This is a genomic window from Nonomuraea wenchangensis, from assembly GCF_900111685.1.
In the GTDB taxonomy this organism is placed as follows: domain Bacteria; phylum Actinomycetota; class Actinomycetes; order Streptosporangiales; family Streptosporangiaceae; genus Nonomuraea; species Nonomuraea wenchangensis.
The window spans coordinates 142,640-162,831 of the sequence record NZ_FOHX01000006.1; the positions used below are offsets into that span (position 1 = coordinate 142,640).

The 20,192-nt window shown below is 73.6% G+C and carries 23 protein-coding genes; 7 read left to right on the forward strand and 16 right to left on the reverse strand.

Going from position 1 to position 20,192, the window contains the following annotated elements:
- Positions 1-14 precede the first annotated feature (14 nt).
- From BMW85_RS19735 to BMW85_RS19765, 7 genes are all read right to left on the reverse strand, one after another.
- The gene (locus BMW85_RS19735; RefSeq protein WP_091083260.1) at positions 15-1,163 is read right to left on the reverse strand and encodes an aminotransferase class V-fold PLP-dependent enzyme; all 1,149 of its coding nucleotides are present in this window, start codon (positions 1,161-1,163) and stop codon (positions 15-17) included.
- Positions 1,160-2,140: an L-histidine N(alpha)-methyltransferase gene (gene egtD / locus BMW85_RS19740; RefSeq protein WP_393180787.1), complete on the reverse strand. Its 981-nt coding sequence runs from the start codon at positions 2,138-2,140 to the stop codon at positions 1,160-1,162. Before egtD ends, BMW85_RS19735 begins: the two co-directional genes overlap by 4 nt.
- 27 nt (positions 2,141-2,167) lie before the next feature.
- Positions 2,168-2,911 carry an ergothioneine biosynthesis protein EgtC gene (gene egtC, locus BMW85_RS19745; protein WP_091083262.1) on the reverse strand — a complete coding sequence of 248 codons (744 nt, stop codon included), beginning with the start codon at positions 2,909-2,911 and terminating at the stop codon, positions 2,168-2,170.
- Entirely contained in the window at positions 2,911-4,212 is a 1,302-nt protein-coding gene (egtB, locus tag BMW85_RS19750) for an ergothioneine biosynthesis protein EgtB (RefSeq protein WP_091083265.1), read from the reverse strand. The genes egtC and egtB overlap by 1 nt, the downstream gene beginning before the upstream one ends.
- Positions 4,213-4,263: 51 nt before the next feature.
- Positions 4,264-5,577 carry an ergothioneine biosynthesis glutamate--cysteine ligase EgtA gene (egtA, locus tag BMW85_RS19755; protein ID WP_245774940.1) on the reverse strand — a complete coding sequence of 438 codons (1,314 nt, stop codon included), beginning with the start codon at positions 5,575-5,577 and terminating at the stop codon, positions 4,264-4,266.
- A gap of 103 nt (positions 5,578-5,680) precedes the next feature.
- The gene (locus BMW85_RS19760) at positions 5,681-5,953 is read right to left on the reverse strand and encodes an anti-sigma factor family protein (protein WP_091084058.1); all 273 of its coding nucleotides are present in this window, start codon (positions 5,951-5,953) and stop codon (positions 5,681-5,683) included.
- Positions 5,954-5,965: 12 nt separating this feature from the next.
- Positions 5,966-6,616 carry an RNA polymerase sigma factor gene (locus tag BMW85_RS19765; RefSeq protein ID WP_091083268.1) on the reverse strand — a complete coding sequence of 217 codons (651 nt, stop codon included), beginning with the start codon at positions 6,614-6,616 and terminating at the stop codon, positions 5,966-5,968.
- 177 nt (positions 6,617-6,793) lie between these two features.
- On the opposite strand from BMW85_RS19765, the gene BMW85_RS19770 reads away from it, so the two are divergent.
- Positions 6,794-7,327, forward strand: a complete 534-nt coding sequence (locus tag BMW85_RS19770) for a hypothetical protein (RefSeq protein WP_091083271.1) — start codon at positions 6,794-6,796, stop codon at positions 7,325-7,327.
- A gap of 20 nt (positions 7,328-7,347) precedes the next feature.
- On the opposite strand, the gene BMW85_RS19775 is transcribed toward BMW85_RS19770, so the two are convergent.
- Complete coding sequence (locus BMW85_RS19775) at positions 7,348-8,253, reverse strand: MurR/RpiR family transcriptional regulator (protein WP_091084061.1); 906 nt, start codon at positions 8,251-8,253, stop codon at positions 7,348-7,350.
- A gap of 131 nt (positions 8,254-8,384) precedes the next feature.
- Here BMW85_RS19775 and BMW85_RS19780 point away from each other — a divergent pair, with 131 nt between their 5' ends.
- From BMW85_RS19780 to BMW85_RS19790, 3 genes are read left to right on the forward strand one after another with little or no spacing between them, the layout of a single operon-like run.
- Positions 8,385-8,810, forward strand: coding sequence for a GAF domain-containing protein (locus BMW85_RS19780; RefSeq protein ID WP_091083273.1), 426 nt, complete (start codon positions 8,385-8,387; stop codon positions 8,808-8,810).
- Positions 8,807-10,018, forward strand: coding sequence for a metal-dependent hydrolase family protein (locus BMW85_RS19785; protein ID WP_091083275.1), 1,212 nt, complete (start codon positions 8,807-8,809; stop codon positions 10,016-10,018). The genes BMW85_RS19780 and BMW85_RS19785 overlap by 4 nt, the downstream gene beginning before the upstream one ends.
- 35 nt (positions 10,019-10,053) lie before the next feature.
- On the forward strand, positions 10,054-10,845 hold the full coding sequence (locus tag BMW85_RS19790; protein ID WP_177240770.1) for an alpha/beta hydrolase: 792 nt from the start codon (positions 10,054-10,056) through the stop codon (positions 10,843-10,845).
- Here BMW85_RS19790 and BMW85_RS19795 read toward each other — a convergent pair.
- From BMW85_RS19795 to BMW85_RS19810, 4 genes are all read right to left on the reverse strand, one after another.
- Complete coding sequence (locus BMW85_RS19795; protein ID WP_143082337.1) at positions 10,842-11,501, reverse strand: hypothetical protein; 660 nt, start codon at positions 11,499-11,501, stop codon at positions 10,842-10,844. The two genes, BMW85_RS19790 and BMW85_RS19795, sit on opposite strands and share 4 nt — an antisense overlap.
- 66 nt (positions 11,502-11,567) lie before the next feature.
- Complete coding sequence (locus BMW85_RS19800) at positions 11,568-12,716, reverse strand: CaiB/BaiF CoA transferase family protein (protein ID WP_091083280.1); 1,149 nt, start codon at positions 12,714-12,716, stop codon at positions 11,568-11,570.
- Positions 12,717-12,771: 55 nt separating this feature from the next.
- A complete protein-coding gene (locus BMW85_RS19805) occupies positions 12,772-13,740 on the reverse strand; it encodes an aminoglycoside adenylyltransferase family protein (RefSeq protein ID WP_342743425.1) in 969 nt (322 codons plus the stop codon).
- Positions 13,632-14,702 (reverse strand): C45 family autoproteolytic acyltransferase/hydrolase, encoded by a 1,071-nt coding sequence (locus BMW85_RS19810; protein ID WP_091083285.1) that lies wholly within the window; start codon positions 14,700-14,702, stop codon positions 13,632-13,634. The genes BMW85_RS19805 and BMW85_RS19810 overlap by 109 nt, the downstream gene beginning before the upstream one ends.
- A gap of 188 nt (positions 14,703-14,890) precedes the next feature.
- Here BMW85_RS19810 and BMW85_RS49630 point away from each other — a divergent pair, with 188 nt between their 5' ends.
- Together BMW85_RS49630 and BMW85_RS19815 are read left to right on the forward strand one after the other, a co-directional pair.
- On the forward strand, positions 14,891-15,034 hold the full coding sequence (locus BMW85_RS49630) for a hypothetical protein (RefSeq protein ID WP_177240771.1): 144 nt from the start codon (positions 14,891-14,893) through the stop codon (positions 15,032-15,034).
- On the forward strand, positions 15,031-15,333 hold the full coding sequence (locus BMW85_RS19815) for a hypothetical protein (protein WP_091083287.1): 303 nt from the start codon (positions 15,031-15,033) through the stop codon (positions 15,331-15,333). The genes BMW85_RS49630 and BMW85_RS19815 overlap by 4 nt, the downstream gene beginning before the upstream one ends.
- Positions 15,334-15,396: 63 nt before the next feature.
- On the opposite strand, the gene BMW85_RS19820 is transcribed toward BMW85_RS19815, so the two are convergent.
- Entirely contained in the window at positions 15,397-16,062 is a 666-nt protein-coding gene (locus tag BMW85_RS19820) for a lytic polysaccharide monooxygenase auxiliary activity family 9 protein (protein ID WP_091083290.1), read from the reverse strand.
- 253 nt (positions 16,063-16,315) lie between these two features.
- Here BMW85_RS19820 and BMW85_RS19825 point away from each other — a divergent pair, with 253 nt between their 5' ends.
- Positions 16,316-16,891 carry a Uma2 family endonuclease gene (locus BMW85_RS19825; RefSeq protein ID WP_091083292.1) on the forward strand — a complete coding sequence of 192 codons (576 nt, stop codon included), beginning with the start codon at positions 16,316-16,318 and terminating at the stop codon, positions 16,889-16,891.
- A 55-nt stretch (positions 16,892-16,946) separates the two neighbouring features.
- On the opposite strand, the gene BMW85_RS19830 is transcribed toward BMW85_RS19825, so the two are convergent.
- Genes BMW85_RS19830 through BMW85_RS19840 form a run of 3 tightly spaced genes read right to left on the reverse strand, consistent with a single transcriptional unit; the run spans position 16,947 to position 19,917 of the window.
- Entirely contained in the window at positions 16,947-17,663 is a 717-nt protein-coding gene (locus BMW85_RS19830; protein WP_091083295.1) for a response regulator, read from the reverse strand.
- Positions 17,618-18,751 (reverse strand): hypothetical protein, encoded by a 1,134-nt coding sequence (locus tag BMW85_RS19835; protein ID WP_091083298.1) that lies wholly within the window; start codon positions 18,749-18,751, stop codon positions 17,618-17,620. Before BMW85_RS19835 ends, BMW85_RS19830 begins: the two co-directional genes overlap by 46 nt.
- Positions 18,748-19,917 carry a sensor histidine kinase gene (locus BMW85_RS19840; protein WP_143082338.1) on the reverse strand — a complete coding sequence of 390 codons (1,170 nt, stop codon included), beginning with the start codon at positions 19,915-19,917 and terminating at the stop codon, positions 18,748-18,750. The genes BMW85_RS19835 and BMW85_RS19840 overlap by 4 nt, the downstream gene beginning before the upstream one ends.
- Positions 19,918-20,192: the final 275 nt, after the last annotated feature.

Below are 20,192 nucleotides of genomic sequence, written 5' to 3' on the forward strand. Positions count from 1 at the left end.
GCGCGAGGGAACGGTCAGCGTTCGGACAGGACGCGGGCCAGGGCGGCCAGGGTCTCCGGGGGTGTGCCTGGGGGTGGGGAGACGCGGAGGACGGGTTCGGTGAGGGCGAGTGGGGCCCTCGCGGCCGGGGCCACGGAGACGAGGAGGCCAGCGCGGGCGGCGCGGGCCCTCGCGTCCGCCGCCGAGTCCCCGGGCGGCGGGCGGAGGGTTACGAGGGCGGAGGGCTCGTCGAGCGGTTCGCGTACGCGCCAGCCGCCCGCCCCGTCGAGCGTCCGGCGGGTGGTCCGGCCCAGGTCGGCCAGGTGAGCGTGGACGGCGGCGGGGCCGAGCGCCAGGTGCTCCCGTACGGCTTCCCCGAGCCCGAGGCGGGCCGCCATCGCGGCCTCCGCGCCCTCGTAGCGGACGGCCCCCGGCAGCGGGACGCCGTCGGCATGGCCGTGGAGCGCGGGGAAAGGGGCGTCCATGGCGGGCGTGAGGCCGGGGACGATCAGGAAGCCGACGCCGCGCGGGCCCGCGAGCCACTTGCGGGACGTCCCGACGTACGCGGTGGCGCCGGCGCCGGTGACGTCCACGTGGCCGAACGACTGGCAGGCGTCCAGCACCAGCGGAACCCCGGCGGCCCGGCACAGCGCGCCGATCGCGGCGGCGGGCTGGACGACGCCGTGGTGGGAGGCGATGTGGGGGACGGTGACCAGGCTCAGGCCCGCCGACAGGCGTTCGCGCAGGCCGTCCAGGTCCGCGCGGCCGTCGGCGTCGGCGGGCAGCTCGACGAGGGTCCAGGAGCGGTCGGCGGCGAGGCGGCGCAGGAGCATGAGCGTGCTGCCGTACTCGGCGCGGAGGTGGCCGACGCGGCTGCCCGGCGGCAGCCGCCAGCCGCCGAGCAGGGCGGCCATGGCGGCGGTCCCGCTCTCGGCGAAGGCGACGTCCCCGGGCGCCGCGCCGGTCAGGGCGGCCAGGGTAGCGCGGGCGCCGGTGAGGTCCGGTTCCGCCGGGTAGCCGCCGCGTTCCCGTTCCAGGTGGAGGTGGTTGATGACGGCGTCGAGCGTACGGTCGGCGGGTACGTTGCAGCCGGCCGCGTCGAGGTGCCCGGACGGCAGGACGGCGCGGGCCGCCCGCCACGCCGCGCCCGCGCAGGCGGTGTCGGTCGTGGGCGGCGAGGTCATGCCTGGGCGAGCAGCAGGGCGAAGTCGCCGGCCGGGTCGGTGTGGTAGCGGCTCACCGTGAAACCGGCGGCGGCCAGCTCGGCCCGCAGCCCGGCCGGCCGGAACTTGGCGCTGATCTCGGTACGCAGGTCCTCGCCCTCGGCGAAGTCCACGGTCAGGTCGAGCGCGGCGATGGGGACGCGCATCGCGCGGGTGGCGCGCAGGCGCATCTCGATCCACTGGTGGCGCTCGTCGTACAGGGCGACGTGGGCGAAGGCGTCGGGGTCGAAGGCGGCGTCCAGCTCGCGGTTGAGCACCCGCAGGACGTTGCGGTTGAAGGCGGCGGTCACCCCGGCCGCGTCGTCGTAGGCCGCGACCAGCCGGTCCCTGTCCTTCACCAGGTCCGCGCCCAGCAGGAACGTGTCGCCCGGCCGCAGGTTGCCGCGCAGCTCCTTGAGGAAGGCGCGGCGGGCGTCCGGGCCGAGGTTGCCGATGGTGCCGCCGAGGAAGGCGACCATCCGGCGGCCGGTACGCGGCAGCAGGGCGAGGTGGCGTTCGAAGTCGGCGCACACCGCCCGTACGGCGAGCCCGGGATAGCGGGCGGCGAGCCTGCGGGCCGCGGCCATGAGGGTGACGGCGTCCACGTCCACCGGCGTGTACGTGCGCAGCGTGCCCGCCTCGCGGAGCGCGTCGAGGAGCAGCACGGTCTTCTCGCTGGTCCCCGAGCCGAGCTCGACCAGCGTGTCCGCGCCGCTCGCCGCCGCCAGCCCGGCCGCCTCGGCGCGGAGTATGGCCAGCTCGCGGCGGGTCGGGTAGTACTCGGGCAGCCGGGTGATCCGGGTGAACAGCTCGCTGCCGGCCTCGTCGTAGAACCACTTCGGCGGCAGCCACTTGGGGGTGGCGGCCAAACCGGTGCGTACGTCATGTTCGAGCGCCAGGCGCAGGTAGTCGCGGTCGAGGTGGTTGACGAGCTGGACGTTGGACTGGCTGACGGGCACGAGGTCTCCCAAGGGCGTGAGCGGACGTCAGAGCGGCTGGACGCGGAGGCCGTCGGCGGTGGCGAGCAGCAGGCTCCGGTCGGGCACGGCCTGCCAGCCGGGGCCGTCGCAGAGCGGCTCGCTGGCCACCAGGACGCCGTCCGGGTGCGGCCGGTGGAAGAGGGTGTCGCCCCAGGCGGTCGCGGCGAGGGTGACGCCGTCGCAGGCGAGCAGGTTGAGCCGGGCGTCGGGGTCCTTGGTGGCGGCGCCGGTCACGACCTCGGCCAGCGCCTCCCCCAGGGCGTTCACGGTGGCGGTCGCGGGTGTGGGGCCGCAGCCGGCGCGCAGGCGGCGGAACACGGCCGCCGCCAGCCAGGCGCTGTCGCAGGCGCTCTCCGCGCCCTCGGCGAGGTCGCGGAGCGCGTCCCGGTCGACCCGCCCGTTGTGGCTGAGCAGCCAGCGCCCCTCCGTGAACGGCGCGGTGGCGCTCTCCTCGACCGGCATGCCGACCGTGGCACACCGTACGGCCGCCAGCAGGCACCCGGACCTGGCGACCCGGGCGAGGCCAGGCAGGTTGGCGTCGGCCCACATGGGGATCGAGCGGCGGTAGCGGATCGGCTCGGGCGTGGCGAGGCCGGGGTCGTACCAGCCCATGCCGAAGCCGTCGGCGTTGACCGTGCCGTGGCGTTGCCGCCGCGGCGCGTACGACTGCCTGAGCAGCCCGTGCTCGGGTTCGTGGATCAGCTCGGCGAGCGGGCGCGGAGCGCCGAGCCAGGCGGCGTGCCGGCACATCAGCGCTCCTCCGGCGAGGCGGTGCGCGCGCAGCGGAAGCCGGTGAAGATCTGCCGCCGGATCGGGTAGTCCCAGTTCCGGAACGTGGTGCGGACGGCGGCCGGGTCGGCCGCCCACGACCCGCCGCGCAGCACCCGGTACTCCTTGCCGAAGAACACCTCGCTGTACTCCCGGTAGGGGAAGGCGCGGAAGCCGGGATAGCCGTCGAACCAGGTGGCGGTCCACTCCCACACGTCGCCGACCATCTGCTCGGCCCCGTACGGGCTCGCGCCGCCCGGGTAGGCGCCGAGCGGGGCGGGCCGCGCCGCCCGGTGGCCGAGGTTGGCCAGCTCGGGCGTCGGGTCCTGCTCGCCCCACGGGTACGGGCGGGCCCGCCCGGCGGCGGCGTCCCATCCGCAGGCCTTCTCCCATTCGGCCTCGGTGGGCAGGCGTTTACCGGCCCAGCGGGCGTAGGCGTCGGCCTCGTACCAGCAGACGTGCTGCACGGGCTCGTCCATCGGCACCGGCTCGGGCCGGCCGAAGCGGGTACGCCACCAGGCGCCGCCGTCCCTGGTCCAGAACAGCGGCGCGAACACGCCGTTCTCCTGCCGCCAGCGCCAGCCCTCGGGCGTCCACCAGCGGGCGTCGTGGTAGCCGCCGTCCTCGATGAACGCGGCGTAGGCGGCGTTGCCGACGGGCAGCCGGTCGATCCAGTACGCGGGCAGGTCCACCCGGTGGGCGGGCCGCTCGTTGTCGTAGGCCCAGGGCAGGCTGTCGGTGCCCATGAGGAACTCCCCCTCCGGCACGTACACCTCCTCGGGCCCCGCTGAAAGGCCGGGCGGCAGGTCGCCGTCGCGGACCACGCCGGGCCGGCCGGCGAGCTGGAGCGTGGCCAGCATGGTCTCGTCGTGCTGGTGCTCGTGCTGGATGACCAGCCCGAACACGAACCCGTCGCGGCGCAGCGGGTCCGGGTCGGCGAGGTCCACCGCGTCGAGGACGTCGAGCACCCGGCCGCGTACGCCGCCGATGTAGTCCCGGGCCTCCGTCGGACGCAGGAACGGCAGGGCCGGCCGGTCCCTGCGCGGGGTCTTGAACGCGTCGTAGATGTCGTCGATCTCGGGACGCAACGGGGTGATCCCGGCGGCGGCCCGCAGCACCCACAGCTCCTCGTAGTTGCCGACGTGCGCGAGGTCCCACACCAGCGGGGACATGAGGGGCGAGTGCTGGCGGACGAGCAGGTCGTCCTCGGCGGCGGTGTAGCCGAGCGACCGGTCGCGCACCGCGGTGAGCTGGGCGGCGATGCGTTCCTTGAGGTCGGTCATGCGTCCTTCCTTTCGGTCATGCGTCGTTCCCTCCGGGCATGCGTCGTTTTCTCAGGTCAGCCAGGTCGGCGGGCCGCTGCCAGGTCCTCTTGTCACCGCCTCGACCAGGTCGGCGGCCGGCGAACGGCCCCGGCTCACGTGCCGGTCGGCGAACGCCGCCACCTCGCCGGTCAGTACGGGGCTCGCGCCGAGACGGGGCAGTGCCTCCAGCGCGGCACGGAAACACGCCTCCGCCGCGCGGGCCAGCCGGGGCGCGGCGAGGCCGCGGCGGGCGGCCTCGCTCCAGAGGTCGCGGCACGGCTCGGCGGCCTGGAGCGCGGCGTCGGCGGCGCGGTCGTCCATGATCAGCGCGTACGTGACCGCCACGCAGACCGGCCAGGCGTCCGGCCGCTGGGCGTCGAGGTAGCGCAGTTCCAGCCAGCCGCGCGGCCGGACCGGCGGGAACACGGTGGTGGCGTGGTAGGCCAGGTCGCCGAGGGTGGGCGGCCGGCCGGGCGCGCCGGGCCGGCCGGCGAGCCAGTCGCGGAAGGTGACGCCGCCGCGGGCCGGGCGGCAGCGGTCCGCGCCGTCCCGTACGAGCATGAGGCGGGCGTCGAGCAGGTAGCCCGCCCAGTCCTCGGCGGGGTCGGCGGTGGCGGGGACGGGGGCCGTACGGGTGGGGTCGAGGCGTTCCCAGACGGCCTGGCGGCCGGACATCCAGCCGCAGGGGCGGCCTCCGGCGAGCGGGGAGTTGGCGAAGGCGGCGACGAGCACGGGGCCGAGCAGGTGCGCCCGCTCCCACCGGGCGCCCGGCCGCTCCCCCAGGTCCAGGTTGACCTGGACGGAGGCGGTCGAGCACATCATCAGCGGGCCGTACGGGCCGCCGAGGAACTCCGCCATCGCGTCGTAGCGCGGCAGGCGGAGCTGGCGGCGAGGCGGGCGCACCGGGTCGAGGCCCACTCCGGCCGGGGCGAGCCCGGCCCCGGCGAGTGCCCGCCCGGCCAGGCCGAGGTCGCCGGCCATCGCGGTGACGGCCTCCGCCAGCGGGGCCGCGGGCCCGGAGAGTTCGAGCTGGCCGCCGGGCTCGAACGTCACCCGGCTCCCGCCGGGCAGTGGGGGCAGGGCCCGCGCGATCTCGTCGATGGGGACGTGCCGTTCCGGCGCGGCCCGGTCGTGGACGAGGAACTCCAGCTCGACCCCCACCCGCCCGCCCTCGCCGTCCCGAGGGAGCTCACGGAAACAGTCGCGAGCGAACTCCGCCACACCGGTGATGCCGCCCACCGGCCGGCGGTCGGCATGGGCGACTCCGGGGGGCGGATCCGGCGGATCCTCGGGCAGGGGCGGGATCGCGGGCAGGCGTGAGCGTGCGGCGGGCCTGGCGGTCATCGGGCTCCCCTCGCATGGCGCATGGAGCTACAGATCCGCGAACCGCGCGAACGTTACAGACGACCTTCCGGGGAGTTGTCAGACGGCCCCTCGGATCCGGGACTCAGGACGACGGGTGCCGGGCCTTGAACGCCGCCATTAACCGGTCGCGGACGGGCTGAGAGAGCTGCTCCCCCGGCTGGTCGGCGACGGCGCGCACGGTGGCGCGGAACTGGTCGAGGTAGAGACCGCAGTCGGCGCACCGGGCGAGATGGCTCTCGACGGCGGCGCGGTCCGGCTCGTCGAGCGCGTCGTCGAGGTAGGCGGTGACGACTTCCACCAGTTCGCCGCACGTGAACCGCTTCACGACGCTGCCCGCCTTACCCTCTGTGCCCATGAACCGTTTCACCTATTCTGCCGCCATCACCGACCGGAAGTAGCCCTCCAGCCGGTCCCGGACCACTGTCCGGGCGCGATGCAGCAGCACCCGCTGATTGGCCGGTGAGATGTCCAGGATGTCGCAAACCTCCTCGGACGTGCACCCCTCCACGTCGCGGAGAGTGATCACGATGCGCTGCCGGGGCGGCAGCTCGGCCAGCGCCTCGGCGATGAGGCCGCGCACCTCGGCGGCGAGCGCCTGGTTCTCCGGCGTCGGCCAGGCCGCGGGCGCCACCTTCCAGCTCCCCGGCAGGCCGGCGTCCACGCCGTGGAAACGCGACGGGTCCACGCCCGGGCCGCCGTCGAACTCGAGCGCGCTCCACGGCAGCGTACGGCTCTCCCGCAGACCGCGTTTCTTCGCGGCGTTGACCAGGATCCGGTAGACCCACGTACGCACCGACGAGCGGCCCTCGAAGTCGTCGATCGCGCCGATCACCGCCAGCCAGGTGTCCTGCACGACCTCCTCGGCCGAGTCGTCGGTGGAGACGTACGATCTGGCGACCCGCAGCATGCCCCGCGACCAGGTGTCGAGCAACGCGGCGAACATCGCCTCGTCCCCCGCCCGCAGGGCTGAGACGATGACGTGGTCCGGGGGCAGCGCGCCGCCCGCGAAAGACGCCACGATCGTTTCCTCCCCGGTCCGACGCTCTTCGTCATCATCACATCCGGCCGCCGAAGATCGCACCGAGGGGTCGCTCAGCCGTCCGCAGCCGGCCACGGGCGGCTGGCCGGGCCGACCGTGCCGGGTTACGTTGGGCGGGAGGCGTCCTACCTGCTACCTGCGAAGGAAGTGGTCCCCATGCTCTACCTGTTCGGCTTCGAGCAGATCGGCGTGGCCGTGAGTGACATCTACTTCGTCGATCCCAACCCGGAGCGGGGCCAGGAGGGCGCCGAGCGCGGCGTACGGCTGGAGCTGCGCCGCCTCGAACAGAGCGAACTCAAGGGCTCCATCTACTCGGCACGGCCCATCACCGTCGAGCGCCCGCTGTGGCGCGTGGACCTGCTGGAGTCGGTGTCCGGCACGCCCGGCAGCTTCGACCGCACCCACCACCACCCGGGCATGAACGGCTGGGAGCCGGGCCGGCGCGTGTTCGACCACGCGCTGTCGGGCGAGCCGCTGAAGTGGCTCGCCGAGCGGCTGTCCGACCTGGAGGGCGTGCTGAAGGAGGTCGGCGCCGACCCGGGCGAGGCGACCCCGGCCGACGTCACCGGCCTGCGCGAACGCGCCCCGGAGATCGTCGAGATCGTCGGACGGCTCCTCGACCGTGTCCGCGCCACCGCCACCCCCGACGAAGCCACCACCTCCACCAGCCTCCGCGCCAGCTGGCTCTGACCCCGGCGCCACGTCCTGGGTCAGCGGGGTGGGGCCGGATGGCGGTGGAGGAGGCCGAAGCGGGTCCACATGGACTCCGCGGCCTCGATCGCCGCTCCCGTACGCGCCGGGTCCACCGCCGCGAGCTGGGTGACCAGCGCCTGCGCCACAGCGATGCCGGCGGTCAGCGACGGGAAGAACGCCTCACCCTCGGCCGGCACCAGCACCACCTCCTCGGCCGCGGCCGCCAGTGCCGGGCTGGCGGCGTCCGTCACGGCGAAGACGCGCGCCCCGCGTGCCCGCGCCTCGTTGGCGGCCAGCACCGTGTTCTCGTACAGCCGCCAGAAGCTGACGGCGATGAGCACGTCGCCCTCGCCGACGCTGGCCATGGCGTTGACCAGCTCGGAGCCGGCGGTGACGGCGTGCACGGGGTAGCCGGCGAGCCGGGCGTTGTGGGCGAGCGCCAGGCCGACGGCGGCATAGCTGCCGTCGGCCACGATCGTGGTGCGCCGGGCGGCGGCGACGGCCTCGGCGATCGTCGACAGCACGCGCTCGTCCAGCCGCCGGTTGAGCAGGGCGAGGCCGTCGAGGTCGCGGCGGAGCGAGCGAGCGCCAGGCGAGCCGGGTGAGCCGGGCGCTCCGGTGCTCCGATGCTCGGCATCGTGTTCGGCGGCGACCTGGCCGGCGCTGAGTGAGGACAGGTAGCGGGCGCGCAGCTCCTGCTGCAGGGCGGGCCAGCCGGCGAAGCCGAGCGCCTGGGCGGTGCGGGTCACGGTGGCGACGTTGACGCCGGCGAGCTGGGCGAGCTCCCCCGCCGACCCGTACGAGGCCCGCCGCGGCTGCGACAGCAGCAGCTCCAGCACCGCGGCCGACTTGCCGCGCAGCCCGCGCTCCGGTGTACGGCTCCGCAGCCAGCCTTCGAGATCGTCGGTGGCGCGCTCGCTCACGAGTTCCCTCTCCCCGGCTCCGAATCCGCCGATCATGCTACGCCCTCCGCAGGCGAGCAATCTGCAAAGACCATTGCAATTGCACTGTTCTGCACTATAAATTGCTGCGCGATCGACGAGGAGGCGACAGGATGACGTTCGAGGAGCTGCAGGAGCGCGTACGCGACGAGGTCGGCGTGCGGCTGTTCACGGTGCTGGCCTGGATACCCGAGCGGCAGGCGCTGCGCCGGGTGCACACCAGCCACCCCGAGCAGTACCCGGTGGGCGGGGAGAAGAGCGTGGAGATCGCGCAGGGCTGGCTGGCCACGTGCATCGAGGGGCGCAGGCCGTACCTCGGGCCGGACCGGGCCGCGGTGCGCGGGATCTTCGCCGACCACGCGCTCATCGAGAGCCTGGGCTGCGGCGCGGTCATCAACGTGCCGGTGGTGGAGGACGGCGAGGTCGTCGGCGTGCTCAACCTGCTCGACGCCGAGGGCGCCTACGACGACGAGTCCGTCGCCGCGGCCGAGAAGCTGGCCCCGCTGGCCGTCCCCGCCCTGCTGGACGCCGTCCGTTGAGCCTGCTGCTGAGGAACGTACGCGTCCTCGACGTCGAGACCGGCGAGTACGCCGAGGGCGACCTGCGCTGCGCCGACGGCCGCGTCGCCGAGACGGGCACCGGCCTGCGCGCCCCGGACGGGACGCGGGTGATCGACGGCGCGGGCGCGTACGTGGTGCCGGGCCTCATCGACGCCCACGTGCACGTCACGGCGCTGACCGCGGACCTCGGCGCGATGCCCGCGATGTCCCCGTCGTACGTCACCGCGCACGCCGTCCGCATCATGGGCGAGACGCTGGCCCGGGGCTTCACCACCGTACGCGACAACTCCGGCGCCGACTTCGGGCTGGCCGACGCGCGGGCGGAAGGGCTCATCCGGGGCCCGCGGCTGCTGTTCTGCGGCAAGGCGCTGAGCCAGACCGGCGGCCACGCCGACTTCCGCGGCCGGGGCGAGCGCCTGACGGACGACCACCCGTGCTGCGCGGGCGTCGGCCGGATCGCCGACGGCGTGTCCGCGGTCCGCGCCGCCGCCCGCGACGAGCTGCGCAAGGGCGCCTGCCACGTCAAGGTCATGGCCTCCGGCGGCGTGGCCTCGCCGACCGACCGCATCGACTCGACGCAGTACTCGATGGAGGAGCTGCGCGCGATCGTCGAGGAGGCCGAGGCCGCCAACCGGTACGTGGCCGCCCACGCCTACACCGCCCGCGCCGTGAACCGGGCACTGGAGGCGGGGGTGCGCTCGATCGAGCACGGCAACCTCATCGACGACCGCAGCGTGGAGCTGTTCCTGGAACGGGAGGCGTTCCTGGTGCCGACGCTGGTGACGTACTGGGCGTTGAAGGAGGAGGGCCGCGCGTTCGGGCTGTCGGCGGCGAGCTGGCACAAGGTGGACGCGGTGCTGGAGGCCGGGCTGACCGCGCTGGAGCGGGCCGCGCGCGCCGGCGTCAAGCTGGCCTACGGCACGGACCTGCTCGGCGGCATGCAGCGGCACCAGAACCACGAGTTCCGGCTGCGGCGGGAGGTGCAGAGCCCGCTCGACGTGCTGCGGGCGGCGACCACGGGCGCGGCCGAACTGGTGGGGATGGCGGGCGAGATCGGCACCCTGGCCGTGGGCGCGCACGCCGACCTGCTGGTGCTCGACGCCGACCCGCTGGAGGACGTCGGCGTGCTGGCCGAGCCCGCCCGCCACCTGCGCCACGTGGTCCAGGCGGGCGGCGTGGTCGCGTAGCCGGCGGACCGTACGGCGGCGCGTACGGTGTGAGGATGACGTCGCTGACGCGCGCCGCGCTCGTCGTCCTCGCGGTCGTGCTCCTGCTGCTGGGCCTGCTGTGGCTGGCCCAGCGGCGGCTGATCTACCTGCCCGACCCCGGGCCGGTGCCGCCGGCGGCCACGGTGCTCCCCGGCGCCCGCGACGTCTCCTTCACCACGCGCGACGGCCTGCGGCTGTCCGCCTGGTACGTGCCGGGCTCCCGCGAGGGCACGCCCGCCGTGCTGGTCACGAGCGGCAACGCGGGCAACCGGCTGGACCGCGCCCCGCTGGCCCGCGCCCTGGCCGCGCACGGCCTGCCGGTGCTGCTCGTGGACTACCGCGGCTACGGCGGCAACCCCGGCAGCCCCTCGGAGGATGGCCTGCATCTGGACGCCCTGGCCGCCCGCGCGTTCCTCGGCGACACCAGGGTGATCTACTTCGGCGAGAGCCTGGGCGCGGCGGTGGCCACCCGGCTGGCGACCGAGCACCCGCCCGAGGGGCTGGTGCTGCGCTCGCCGTTCACCGACCTGGCGGCGGCCGGCCAGGCCAACTACCCGTTCCTGCCGGTGCGGCTGCTGCTGCGCGACCGCTTCCCGGTGGCCGGGCCGATCGCCTCCGTCCGCGTCCCCACGGTGGTCGTGTACGGCACCGCCGACACGATCGTGCCCGCCCACCTGAGCAGGCAGGTCGCCGCGGCGGCCGGCGGCCCGGTGGCGACGGTCGAGCTGCCGGGGGCGGGCCACAACGACCCGGTGCTACTGGACGGTGACGAGGTCGTGCGCGCGGTGCTGGACCTGGCCCGCTAGTCCTGGGTGAGGGTGCCCACGGCGGGCGGCGCGGGCTGGTTGACGAACCCCTGCGGGAACTGGGCGGCGATCAGCTCATAGCGCAGGTCGCCGTCGTCGTCGAGGGTCAGCTTCACGTCCGCGAGGCTGGAGCAGCCGCCCCCGTCGTACGTCGTCTTCAGCCGCAGCACGATCGGCCCGCCGCCGGACTCCAGCCAGAGCGCGCCGCGGCAGGTGTCGCCCTCGACGCTGAACTGGCCGACCATCGCGCCCACGGAGCCGGCGCTGATGGTGAGGGTCGTGCTGTAGGAGCCCTGGAGCGGCGGACGCCAGTCGACCTGGCCGCTCCAGGAGCCCCGGTAGTCCTGCGGCACGGCGAGCGCAGGGTCGGGGCCGGGCGGCGTGTTGTCTCCTGAAGGCGTGTCGTCCCCGGACGGCGTTTCGTCCACGGGCGGCGGATCCTCGCTGGGCGGCGGGTCCTCCCCGGACGGCGTCGCGGTGCTCACCGCCGCGACAGCCGTGGGCGACGGCGTCGGCGGCTCGGGATCGTCGAACCGGCTGACCACCACCGGGATGAGGGCCGCGAGGATCGCCGCGCAGGCGCCGATGACCGCGACGACGATCTGGACGCGGTGATCCTTCTTCTTGGGCGCCGGGGGCGATGGGGGCACTGTCACGTTCCAAACCGTCCGTCCCGGAGACCGCACCGATTATGGAGAACATCCGCCGGCACGCGCCCGGCGTTACTCGTCTCGCGGATCGCCCTCCAGGAGCGCGCGGACCCACGCCTCGTCCGCGCCGAGGGCGGGCGGGCGGCGTCGGTAGGTGGGCGGGGTGGCGGCGAGGCGGATGGGGTTCGCGACCTGGCCGACGCCGTCGAGGTCCACGGCGGGCTCCAGGCCGAGGTCGGCGGCGAGCGCGAACGCGGCGGACAGGTCGTTGATCGGCCCGCACGGCACCCCGGCGGCCGTGAGCAGCTCGAACCAGGCGTCCGCCGTACGGCCGCGCAGCGCGGCGTTGAGCTCGTCCACCAGGCCGGCGTGGGCGGCGACGCGGCCCGCGTTGGTGGCGTAGCGGGGGTCGGCGGCCAGGTCGGGGCGGTCGAGCACGCGGCAGAGGGCCTGGAACTGCCGGTCGTTCCCCGCGGCGATCACGAGCGGCCGGTCGGCGGTCTCGAACACCTCGTACGGGACCACGCTCGGATGCCGGTTACCCATCGCGCGCGGCACCACGCCGGCGGCGGCGTACGCGGAGGCGTGGTTGGTGAGCGCCGACAGCAGCGACGACAGGAGCGACACCTCGACCCGCTGCCCCTCCCCCGTACGCTCGCGGTGCCGCAGGGCGGCCATGACGCCGAGCGCGGCGTGCAGGCCGGTGATCACGTCCACCAGCGCCACGCCCGCCTTCGTGCCGGGGCCGTCCGGGTCGCCGGTGACGCTCATCAGGCCGCCGACGGCCTGCGCGATGAGGTCGTACCCGGGCAGCCCCGCTCCGGCGCCCGAGCCGAAGCCGGTGATCGAGCAGTAGACGAGCCCGGGGTTGAGCTCGCGCAGCGCGTCGTAGCCGAGGCCGAGCCGGTCCATCGTGCCGGGACGGAAGTTCTCCACCAGGACGTCCGCGCGGGCCGCGAGCGCCCGCGCCACCTCGGCGTCCGCCCGCAGGTCGAGCGCGATGGAGCGCTTGTTGCGGTTGACCCCCAGGAAGTACGTGGCCTCGCCGTCCGGCCCGTAGGGCGGCCCCCACTCGCGGGTGTCGTCCCCGGCGCCCGGCCGCTCCACCTTGACGACCTCGGCCCCGAGGTCGGCCAGCAGCATCGTGGCGTACGGGCCGGCCAGCACCCGGCTGAAGTCGGCCACCAGCAGCCCGTCGAGGGCGCCCTCCGGAACGTTCATGGTCAACGCACCCTAACCCGGACCGCGCCGCCCGGTGCATACCGGGGCATCCGTCTCACGATGGGTGGCGCAGGTGGTCGATACGGCTGAGCACCTCGTCCACGTGCGGGCGTACCTGGGTCTTCAACCCGTCGTCCCAGACCTCGTCCTGGTAGTGGCAGGTGAGGTACAGGTTTCTGGCGTGTTCCAGGACGGGGCGGTGTTGCGGGGGCAGTCGGGCGAGAGCCCAGTCGGCGGCGGCGTCCTTGGATGTGATCTCACCTGTGGCGAGGGTGACCCAGATGCGGGCAAAGGTCAGCAGGACGTTGCGGGTGTCGTCGTTCAGTTCGGCCAGGAGCTCGGGGATGGCCGCGACGCTCGCCCGGGTGAGGTCGGCGCGCGGTACCGGGTCCAGGAGTCCGGCGAGAGGCGGCCCGGTCAAGGGCCGGGCGCCCGCCAGCGCGACCGTGAGAAGCAGCGCCAGGTCCGGCATCGGGCCGGGCTTCGGAGGCCCGCCCGACTGTAGTTCGTCGCGTAGCCACTCGCCGAAGAGGAAGTCTCCCGTCGGCGGGAACCGCCAGGGGCGGACCTCGGACTGAACGACGACGGTGAGTTCAATCGGCCGGACAGTGGGCGTGCAACCGGAGATTTCCAGCAGGCCCTCGACGAGCGCCGACCGCCGGCGGTGGTCAAGACTGCGCCGAGTGACGGCCAGGACGTCCAGGTCGCTGGCCGGGGCGAGCCTCCCGAACACGGCGGAGCCGTGGAGATACGTCCCGAGAAGCTCTGCCCCTGTGACGTCACGAACGAGTCCGACCGTCTGCTCGAGTTGCTTCATCACACCAGTGTGCCGCGCTGTGGAGCAGGCCCGGCATGCGATCCGGCGCTGCGTCCCCGGCCACTTCGGCCGCGCCGCAGATCGCTCAACCTCGCGAACTACTGGAAGACCTGCCAGGTCTCCTCCGCCACCCGGCAGGGGCCGCCCCGGTGCACCCGCAGTCGCGCGGCGGGGAGGTCGAGCGCGATCGTGGCGAGCGTCTCCCACCGCTGGTGGATCGGCTGGGTCAGGTCGGGGTGGGCGCAGACGGGGGCGCTGCCGGGCGCGTGGCTGAGCATGGCGCGGGCGCGGGTGGTCGGGTCCGCCGCGCTCAGCTCCGTGACGTGGGCGTTGAGGTGCCGCAGCCGCTCGTACGTGGTGGGCCGGTCGCTGGAGTGCCGCTCCTCCTCCGCGAGTGCCGGGTCGAGGAAGTGGTTGCAGTGCTGCAGGACGCCGTCCGGGCCGCTCGGCACCACGGCGACCCCGGCCGGGGAGATCTCGATCGAGGCCGCGGCCCGCGCGGTGACGACGGTGATGACGGTCGAGGCCGAGACCGTGGCCGAACGGGCGAGCGCGGCGGCCTCCTCGACGGTGGCGGCCTCGTCCAGGATGCGGCGGGCGATCAGGTGCACCGGCACGCCGATCGCGTCATGGTCGGAGCGGTGACGCAGGAGGTTGAAGTGGATGCCGAGCCCGGCCGTGTTCACCCCGATCTTGGCCAGCGCCCCGGTCTCGGTGAACGTACGCACCACGTGCCCGGGGAACGGCTCCAGCTCCCACAGCATGGGCGCGTCGCGCAGGTGGTCGTGCCAGTCCCAGGTCTGGACGGTCCGCGGCGCCTCGCCATCTTCGGGCAACACGACGGAGGTCGAGCACTCCCCCTCGCCGGTCGCGTCCACGGCCGCCAGGATCTCCGTACGCGCGTTGACCACGGCCACCTGCCACGGCTCCAGCCCGGCGCCGGACGCGATCCCGGCGATCTCCTCGGCCAGCCGCGGCGCCCAGGCCGCGCTGCTGTCCAGCGCCCGCTCGCCCCACGCGCGGACCCGCGACGCCCGCGCCCCGGCGGCGGCGAACAGGTCGGCGTAGCCGGCGAAGTTGGCGGCGACGGCCGCGCGCCGGGCCGCGCCGAGCTCCTTGCCGCGGGCGCGGGGGTCGAGCTCGGTGGAGACGAACGTGGGAAAGGTCATGAACGGTCCATCAGGTCGGGCGAGCCGGGGGGGCGATCAGCGGTGAACGCCAAAGCCAGTACCCCGTGCGGCGGCCCGGCAACCTCTCGCGGCCCCGCCCGGCTCGCCCGCCGCCGAACCCGGCTCGATACAGGTTCCCTCCCACTCGAGTGACAGACGGGGCGCGTTGGCTCGGCTACCGTCCGGGTATGGGCAAGAGCGAGGATGACGAGCCTCCGATCTGCGGCACCTGCCTCGGCGCGGGCGGCGAGTGGATGGAGCTCAACGGCAAGAAGGACCAGGAACGCAGATGGGTACAGTGCATGACGTGCAGCGGGACCGGCCGTAATTGACGGACCCCATCGTCTGCCCCGAGTGCGGCGGCCAGCGCGGCCAGCTGCTCGGCCCGCTGTTCCTCGCGTGCCGGTTCTGCGGTGGCCGCGGCCAGGTGGGCGGATCGAATGAGCCGGCCGAACGCGGCACCGCACCGCCCCCGGCGCCGCCGCCGGCCTGGAAGCACAAGGTGTGGACGGACCCGTACATCTCGGCTGCGCTGGGCTGTCGCGCCTGCCTGGGCGCGCGGACGGTGGCGCACGTGGACGAAGAGTCGGGGACGCTGGTCACGGCGCCGTGCGGGTGCGCCGGAGAGTGAACCGCCCGGACGCCGGACGCGGCGGACCGCGCCCGGCGGGGGCCGTGCCTGGACCGGGGAGGCTCAGCTGAACGTGACGTCGCTGCAGAAGTAGTACGTCTGGTCCATGTGCGAGGCCTTCCAGATCGTGTAGACGACGTGGCGGCCGGTGCGCGAGCCCTTGCTGATCCCGTTGATCATGTATGTGTCGCTGGGGGCGTACTTGCCGGTCTCCTTGATCAGCTCCAGGTGGTTCCAGCCGAGCGGCGTGTTCAGGGCGTTGTAGCCCTGGCGGGTGATGTAGACCCGGATGTAGTCCGCGCCGTGCCTGGCCTGGTCGGTGAGCCGGATGTTGAACGTGCTGCTCATGCTCGCCGCCGTCCAGGCGCCGGGGGTGTCCATGGAGCGGTAGCGGCCGTCCTGGGTCCGGCCGGCGCTGCAGAGCTGCCCGTTGGGGATGGCGGCCTGGTGGTTGCCGGCGACGTTGTCGCGGTAGAGGCCGTTCCAGTTCCACATGGCGTTGGTGTTGTCCTGCCACGCCTGCCAGCACATCGGGTCGAGCTGGGCCATGGCCGGGTTCTGGAAGTCGCTGCCCCAGCGCAGCCAGCAGCCGTAGTTGCGCGAGGCCGGGTCCACGACCGAGCCGTGCGCGGAGGCGGTCTCGGCCATGGGGACGACGACGATCATCGCCAGGGACATCAGCAGGGCCAGGGCGCGCAGCGCCCAGCGGTTCGGTGCGACTCGGGGCATAGTGCGGTCTCCGTGTTCCGGTCGGGGGGGTTCCGGTGGCGAGGAGCGCTCCCGGCCGGACGTTATCTGACTGGGTTGCCCGCCACCAAGTGAGCACTGCCGTCAAGGGCGGGACTACTGGGGATGAGCAGCGGAAAGGGCTTTCCAACAAGGTGAAACTTTCAGCGTGACGAATCAACGACTGAGAGTGAGAAATTTCGGGGAAGTAGCATGTGGGAGAGGCGAGATTCCCGATACTGGGTGGGTGACGGCGATGGCGACGATCGAGCCGAGCACGGAGCGCACAATCCTTCCTGGGGTGCCCCCGTACACGGTCGACGACCTCCTGAAGTTCCCCGACGACGGCAATCGCTACGAGCTCTTCAATGGGAGCCTTCTGGTGAGTCCAGCCCCCACCCCCTTGCACCAGCGCATCATCAGCAGGATCATGCTTTCCTTGATGCAGGCGGAGCCGCCGCACCTGGAGACGTTGACGACGGTCAATGTGCGCATCACCGACAAGGACTACTACATCCCCGACATCGTCGTCGTGCCGCTCGAAGTGACGGACAAGGTCGGCCTCATGTTCGGCCCGAGCGACGTCCTGCTCGCCGTCGAAGTGGGCAGCCCGAGCACGAGGATGCGCGACGAAGGGCTCAAGACCCTCGCCTACGCACAGGCGCGGGTCCCGATCTACTGGCGGGTCGAGCCGGACGAAGGACCCGCGCTATACGTGTACGAGCTCGACGGCGATGCCTACGGTCCGCCCGCCGTGCACAAGGCGGGGTCCGTCGCCGAGCTGAGCCGGCCCTTCCCCTTGGCTTTCGACCCCGCCGCGTTCGCCGCGTGACCTGGACCTCGGCCCTGCCGGCCCCCTCCTGCCGGAAGGACCGAGGCCAGGTGTCTCAGCGGGGTTCCTGAGGCGTACGGGCGGCCAGCGACGTGTAGATGGTCACCTCGTCGGGCTGGATGAGGCCGTCCTGGATGGCGCAGACGAGCAGTTTCTCCTTGGTGGGGGCGGGCCGGCCGGCGGCGGCGTACTTCACGCGGGCCCGGTCGATGTACTGCCGCACGGTGCGTTCCTTGATGCCCATCCGGGCCGCCACCGACGCCTTCGACATCGACTGGAACCAGAACAGCAGCGCCTCCCGCTCCTTGTCGGAGAGCTGCGGCCGGTGGGGGCGCTCGTCGGTGGCGATGGCCTGGGCCATCGGGGGTGTGACGGTGGGCCGGTCGGCGGCGACCTCCATGATGGTCTCCAGGCACGACTCGCGGGTGGCGCGGCCCTTGCCGATGAAGGCCGAGGCTCCCGCGTCGAGCACGGCGCGGACCGTCTCGGGCTCCTCGTGCTCGGAGAAGACGATGACCCGCTGCCCGCCCTGGCACAGCTCGGAGACCCGGTCGATGACCATCGTGCCGTTGAGGTTGAGGTCGAGCAGCAGCACGTCGGCCGTCACTCCCTGGACGGCCTCGATGGTGGGGCCCTGGGCGACCAGCGCCACCGGGCCGGGCGTCGGCCCGAACCAGGAGCGCACCCCGTCCACCACGACCTGGTGGTCCTCCACCAGGGCCACCGTCACCGGCTCGCCACCGGGCTCCGTTGCCAGATGCTGTTGACCCATACCTCCCCTCCCTGCCGCTGATAGGTGACGACCACGCCGCTCGGCTCGCGTACCGGGGTGTGGCTGATGGGCAGGTCGTCGTTGTCGGCCACCACCGCCACGCTCACCATCGTGGACATGGCCGACACCGTTACGCGCGCCCGCGTCCGGGCGCCGTCGAGCGCCCGGACCGGGGCCCGCAGCAGGTCCTCGCGGACACCGTCCGGCAGGCTGGGCAGGAATTCGCCGAACGGCGGCACCGTCACCATCACCTTGCGCCGCTCGGCCGCCTCGATGCGCTCGCGCAGCGCCGAGACCAACTCGTCCGGCACGTCCTCGCGCTCGGTGATGAGCCGGCGCAGCCGCATCGCGCCGGCCGTGCAGTCGTCGCGCACCCGGGGGTCGCCGGGGTCGGCGCCGTCGGCGAGCTGCTGCAGCAGCTCCTCGGCGACGTCGCGGATGGCGGCGTACCTGCGCAGCCGGTCGGTGTGGATGCGCTGGGCCGACTCGCGCAGGGCGTCGTCGGCGGCGAGCCGGCGGGCCAGCACGACCGCGTCCTCCGCGCGGGCGCGCAGCAGGTGGCAGCCCCACGTGTAGCCGAACTGCATGGTGATGCCGCCGACGATGACGACCAGGTACTTGGAGACGGCGACACGGTCGAGGATGCCGGTGGCGGCCATGGCGGCCAGCATGATGGCGGCGTTGCCGGCGAGGAAGGCGATCAGCTCGCCGCGCCAGCCCGGCCGGCCCCACACCAGCATGACGCCGAGCCAGCCGACCGCGCCCCACGCCCAGTCGTTGATGCCGAGCAGCTCGTGGGGTGGCAACGCGGCGATCACCGCGACGTCCAGGGCGAGGGCGGCGACGGCCAGCTCGCGGATCCTGGACGGGCCGCGCGAGTCGCGGGCCAGCGGGCGCAGGGCGACGGCGAAGACGACGGCGTAGGCGAGCCAGGCGGCGAGGTTCAGCCAGGGCAGGCGGAAGGACTGCCAGCCGGTGAGCGTGACGGTCAGGTTGTAGCCGAGGTGCCAGACGGCCGTGATGACGGCCGCGCCGAGCGCGGTGTAGCGGGCGTAGCGCTGGGCGACCTGCTCGATCTCCTCGGTCATGGCCGCCACCACAGGCTGACGCGGGTGCCCTGGGCGCTGGAGGAGATGCGGGCGCCGCCGTTGGGCAGCGAGCGCATCATGCCGAGGATGGAGCCGCGCACGCCGAACCGGTCGGGCGGCAGCCGGTCCTGGTCGAAGCCGCGCCCGCTGTCGGCGACCTCCACGACGATCTCTCCGCCGCGCCGGGTGGAGACGACCTCGGCCTCGCGTACGCCGGCGTGCAGGGCGACGTTGGCCAGGGCCTCGGTGACGGCGCGGGCGAAACGTTCGGCGACGTCGCCGGGCACGGTCTCGGCGACGAGGCTGGTCCGCACGTCCAGCCCGCTGACGCGCCCGGCGACCTCGTCCAGGAGGGCGTCGAGGGCGATCGGGGCGGAGTCGCCGCCGGGGGTGCCGCCGCGTGGGGTGTCGCGCAGTTTCTCCAGCGCCGTGAGGTCGGTACGGACCTGCGCGGCCAGCGTGGGCGTGGGCCGGTCGTAGGTGCCGAGGCCGACCATGCCCAGCGTGTGCAGCGCGGTCTCGTGGATGCTGCCGACCTGCTTGAGCTGGTCCTCGCGGCGCAGCCGTTCGACCATGAGCGCGATCTCGGCACGTACGCTGCGCTCCAGGAAGGCGTCGATGTGGGTGAACGAGCGGCGCAGCAGCGTCATCAGCATCACGATGGCGAGCAGTTGGACGAGGTGGACGCCGGTGGGCGCGACGACGTCCTGGGTGGCGGAGGCGAGGCGCACGCCGGCCGCGAACGCCCCGGCGACGGCGAGGCCGACCGTCACGGCCAGTGCGGGCCGCCAGGAGATGGCGGCGAGGATGATCGTCATCGTGACCAGCCCCGACACCCAGCTCGCCCCGCTGTCCAGGGCCTCCTCGGCGACCACGAAACGCTGGGCGAGGCAGAGCGCGAGCGTGACGGCCACATCAGCGGCCACCAGCCGGCGCGGCACCAGCTCCGTACGCCACCACACCCGCGCGTAGCCCGCCGTCAGGGCGAGGTGGATCGCCAGCAGCGGCACCAGCCAGGAGAGCGATACGGGCGGGACGGCGCCGAAGGAGGCCGCGACCACCGCCACCGTGCCCACCGCGCCGCGCGCGCCCGCGGCCGTTCTGGCGGTGGCCTTCTCCAACTGCCGGGTCGCGGAGTCGTACCTCGTGGAGCGGGGGTGAGACATGGGCCGTCCGCACACGATGGGAGCACAAGACGGGTCTCACGATAACGCAGTTCAAGGTGGGCAAAAAGGATACGTATCGTGTTCTTCCGGATAACCGGTAAGGCACATCCCCGGCCGTCGCGGTGTTCGGGGTCATGGGTCGCATGGCTGCTTTTCCTAGGGCCGGCTCGATGCGGTGTGCACCGCCCCTCCACACCCTGCTCCTGGGCGGTTTTCCCGGCATGACGGTCGAATAGCCGTCATGCCGACATGTGCCGTTATAGGCCGTCATAGCG

What these genes read in the sequence shown, in the direction of transcription:
- BMW85_RS19735 (WP_091083260.1), bottom strand. Translation starts at nt 1,163, where the DNA reads ATGACCTCGCCGCCCACGACCGACACCGCCTGCGCGGGCGCGGCGTGG.
- BMW85_RS19790 (WP_177240770.1), top strand. Translation starts at nt 10,054, where the DNA reads ATGACGTCGCTGACGCGCGCCGCGCTCGTCGTCCTCGCGGTCGTGCTC.
- BMW85_RS19780 (WP_091083273.1), top strand. Translation starts at nt 8,385, where the DNA reads ATGACGTTCGAGGAGCTGCAGGAGCGCGTACGCGACGAGGTCGGCGTG.
- egtA (WP_245774940.1), bottom strand. Translation starts at nt 5,577, where the DNA reads ATGACCGCCAGGCCCGCCGCACGCTCACGCCTGCCCGCGATCCCGCCC.
- BMW85_RS19760 (WP_091084058.1), bottom strand. Translation starts at nt 5,953, where the DNA reads ATGGGCACAGAGGGTAAGGCGGGCAGCGTCGTGAAGCGGTTCACGTGC.
- BMW85_RS19820 (WP_091083290.1), bottom strand. Translation starts at nt 16,062, where the DNA reads ATGCCCCGAGTCGCACCGAACCGCTGGGCGCTGCGCGCCCTGGCCCTG.
- BMW85_RS19840 (WP_143082338.1), bottom strand. Translation starts at nt 19,917, where the DNA reads ATGTCTCACCCCCGCTCCACGAGGTACGACTCCGCGACCCGGCAGTTG.
- BMW85_RS19835 (WP_091083298.1), bottom strand. Translation starts at nt 18,751, where the DNA reads ATGACCGAGGAGATCGAGCAGGTCGCCCAGCGCTACGCCCGCTACACC.
- BMW85_RS19770 (WP_091083271.1), top strand. Translation starts at nt 6,794, where the DNA reads ATGCTCTACCTGTTCGGCTTCGAGCAGATCGGCGTGGCCGTGAGTGAC.
- egtC (WP_091083262.1), bottom strand. Translation starts at nt 2,911, where the DNA reads ATGTGCCGGCACGCCGCCTGGCTCGGCGCTCCGCGCCCGCTCGCCGAG.
- BMW85_RS19825 (WP_091083292.1), top strand. Translation starts at nt 16,316, where the DNA reads ATGGCGACGATCGAGCCGAGCACGGAGCGCACAATCCTTCCTGGGGTG.
- BMW85_RS19810 (WP_091083285.1), bottom strand. Translation starts at nt 14,702, where the DNA reads ATGACCTTTCCCACGTTCGTCTCCACCGAGCTCGACCCCCGCGCCCGC.
- egtB (WP_091083265.1), bottom strand. Translation starts at nt 4,212, where the DNA reads ATGACCGACCTCAAGGAACGCATCGCCGCCCAGCTCACCGCGGTGCGC.
- BMW85_RS19800 (WP_091083280.1), bottom strand. Translation starts at nt 12,716, where the DNA reads ATGAACGTTCCGGAGGGCGCCCTCGACGGGCTGCTGGTGGCCGACTTC.
- BMW85_RS19830 (WP_091083295.1), bottom strand. Translation starts at nt 17,663, where the DNA reads ATGGGTCAACAGCATCTGGCAACGGAGCCCGGTGGCGAGCCGGTGACG.
- BMW85_RS49630 (WP_177240771.1), top strand. Translation starts at nt 14,891, where the DNA reads ATGGGCAAGAGCGAGGATGACGAGCCTCCGATCTGCGGCACCTGCCTC.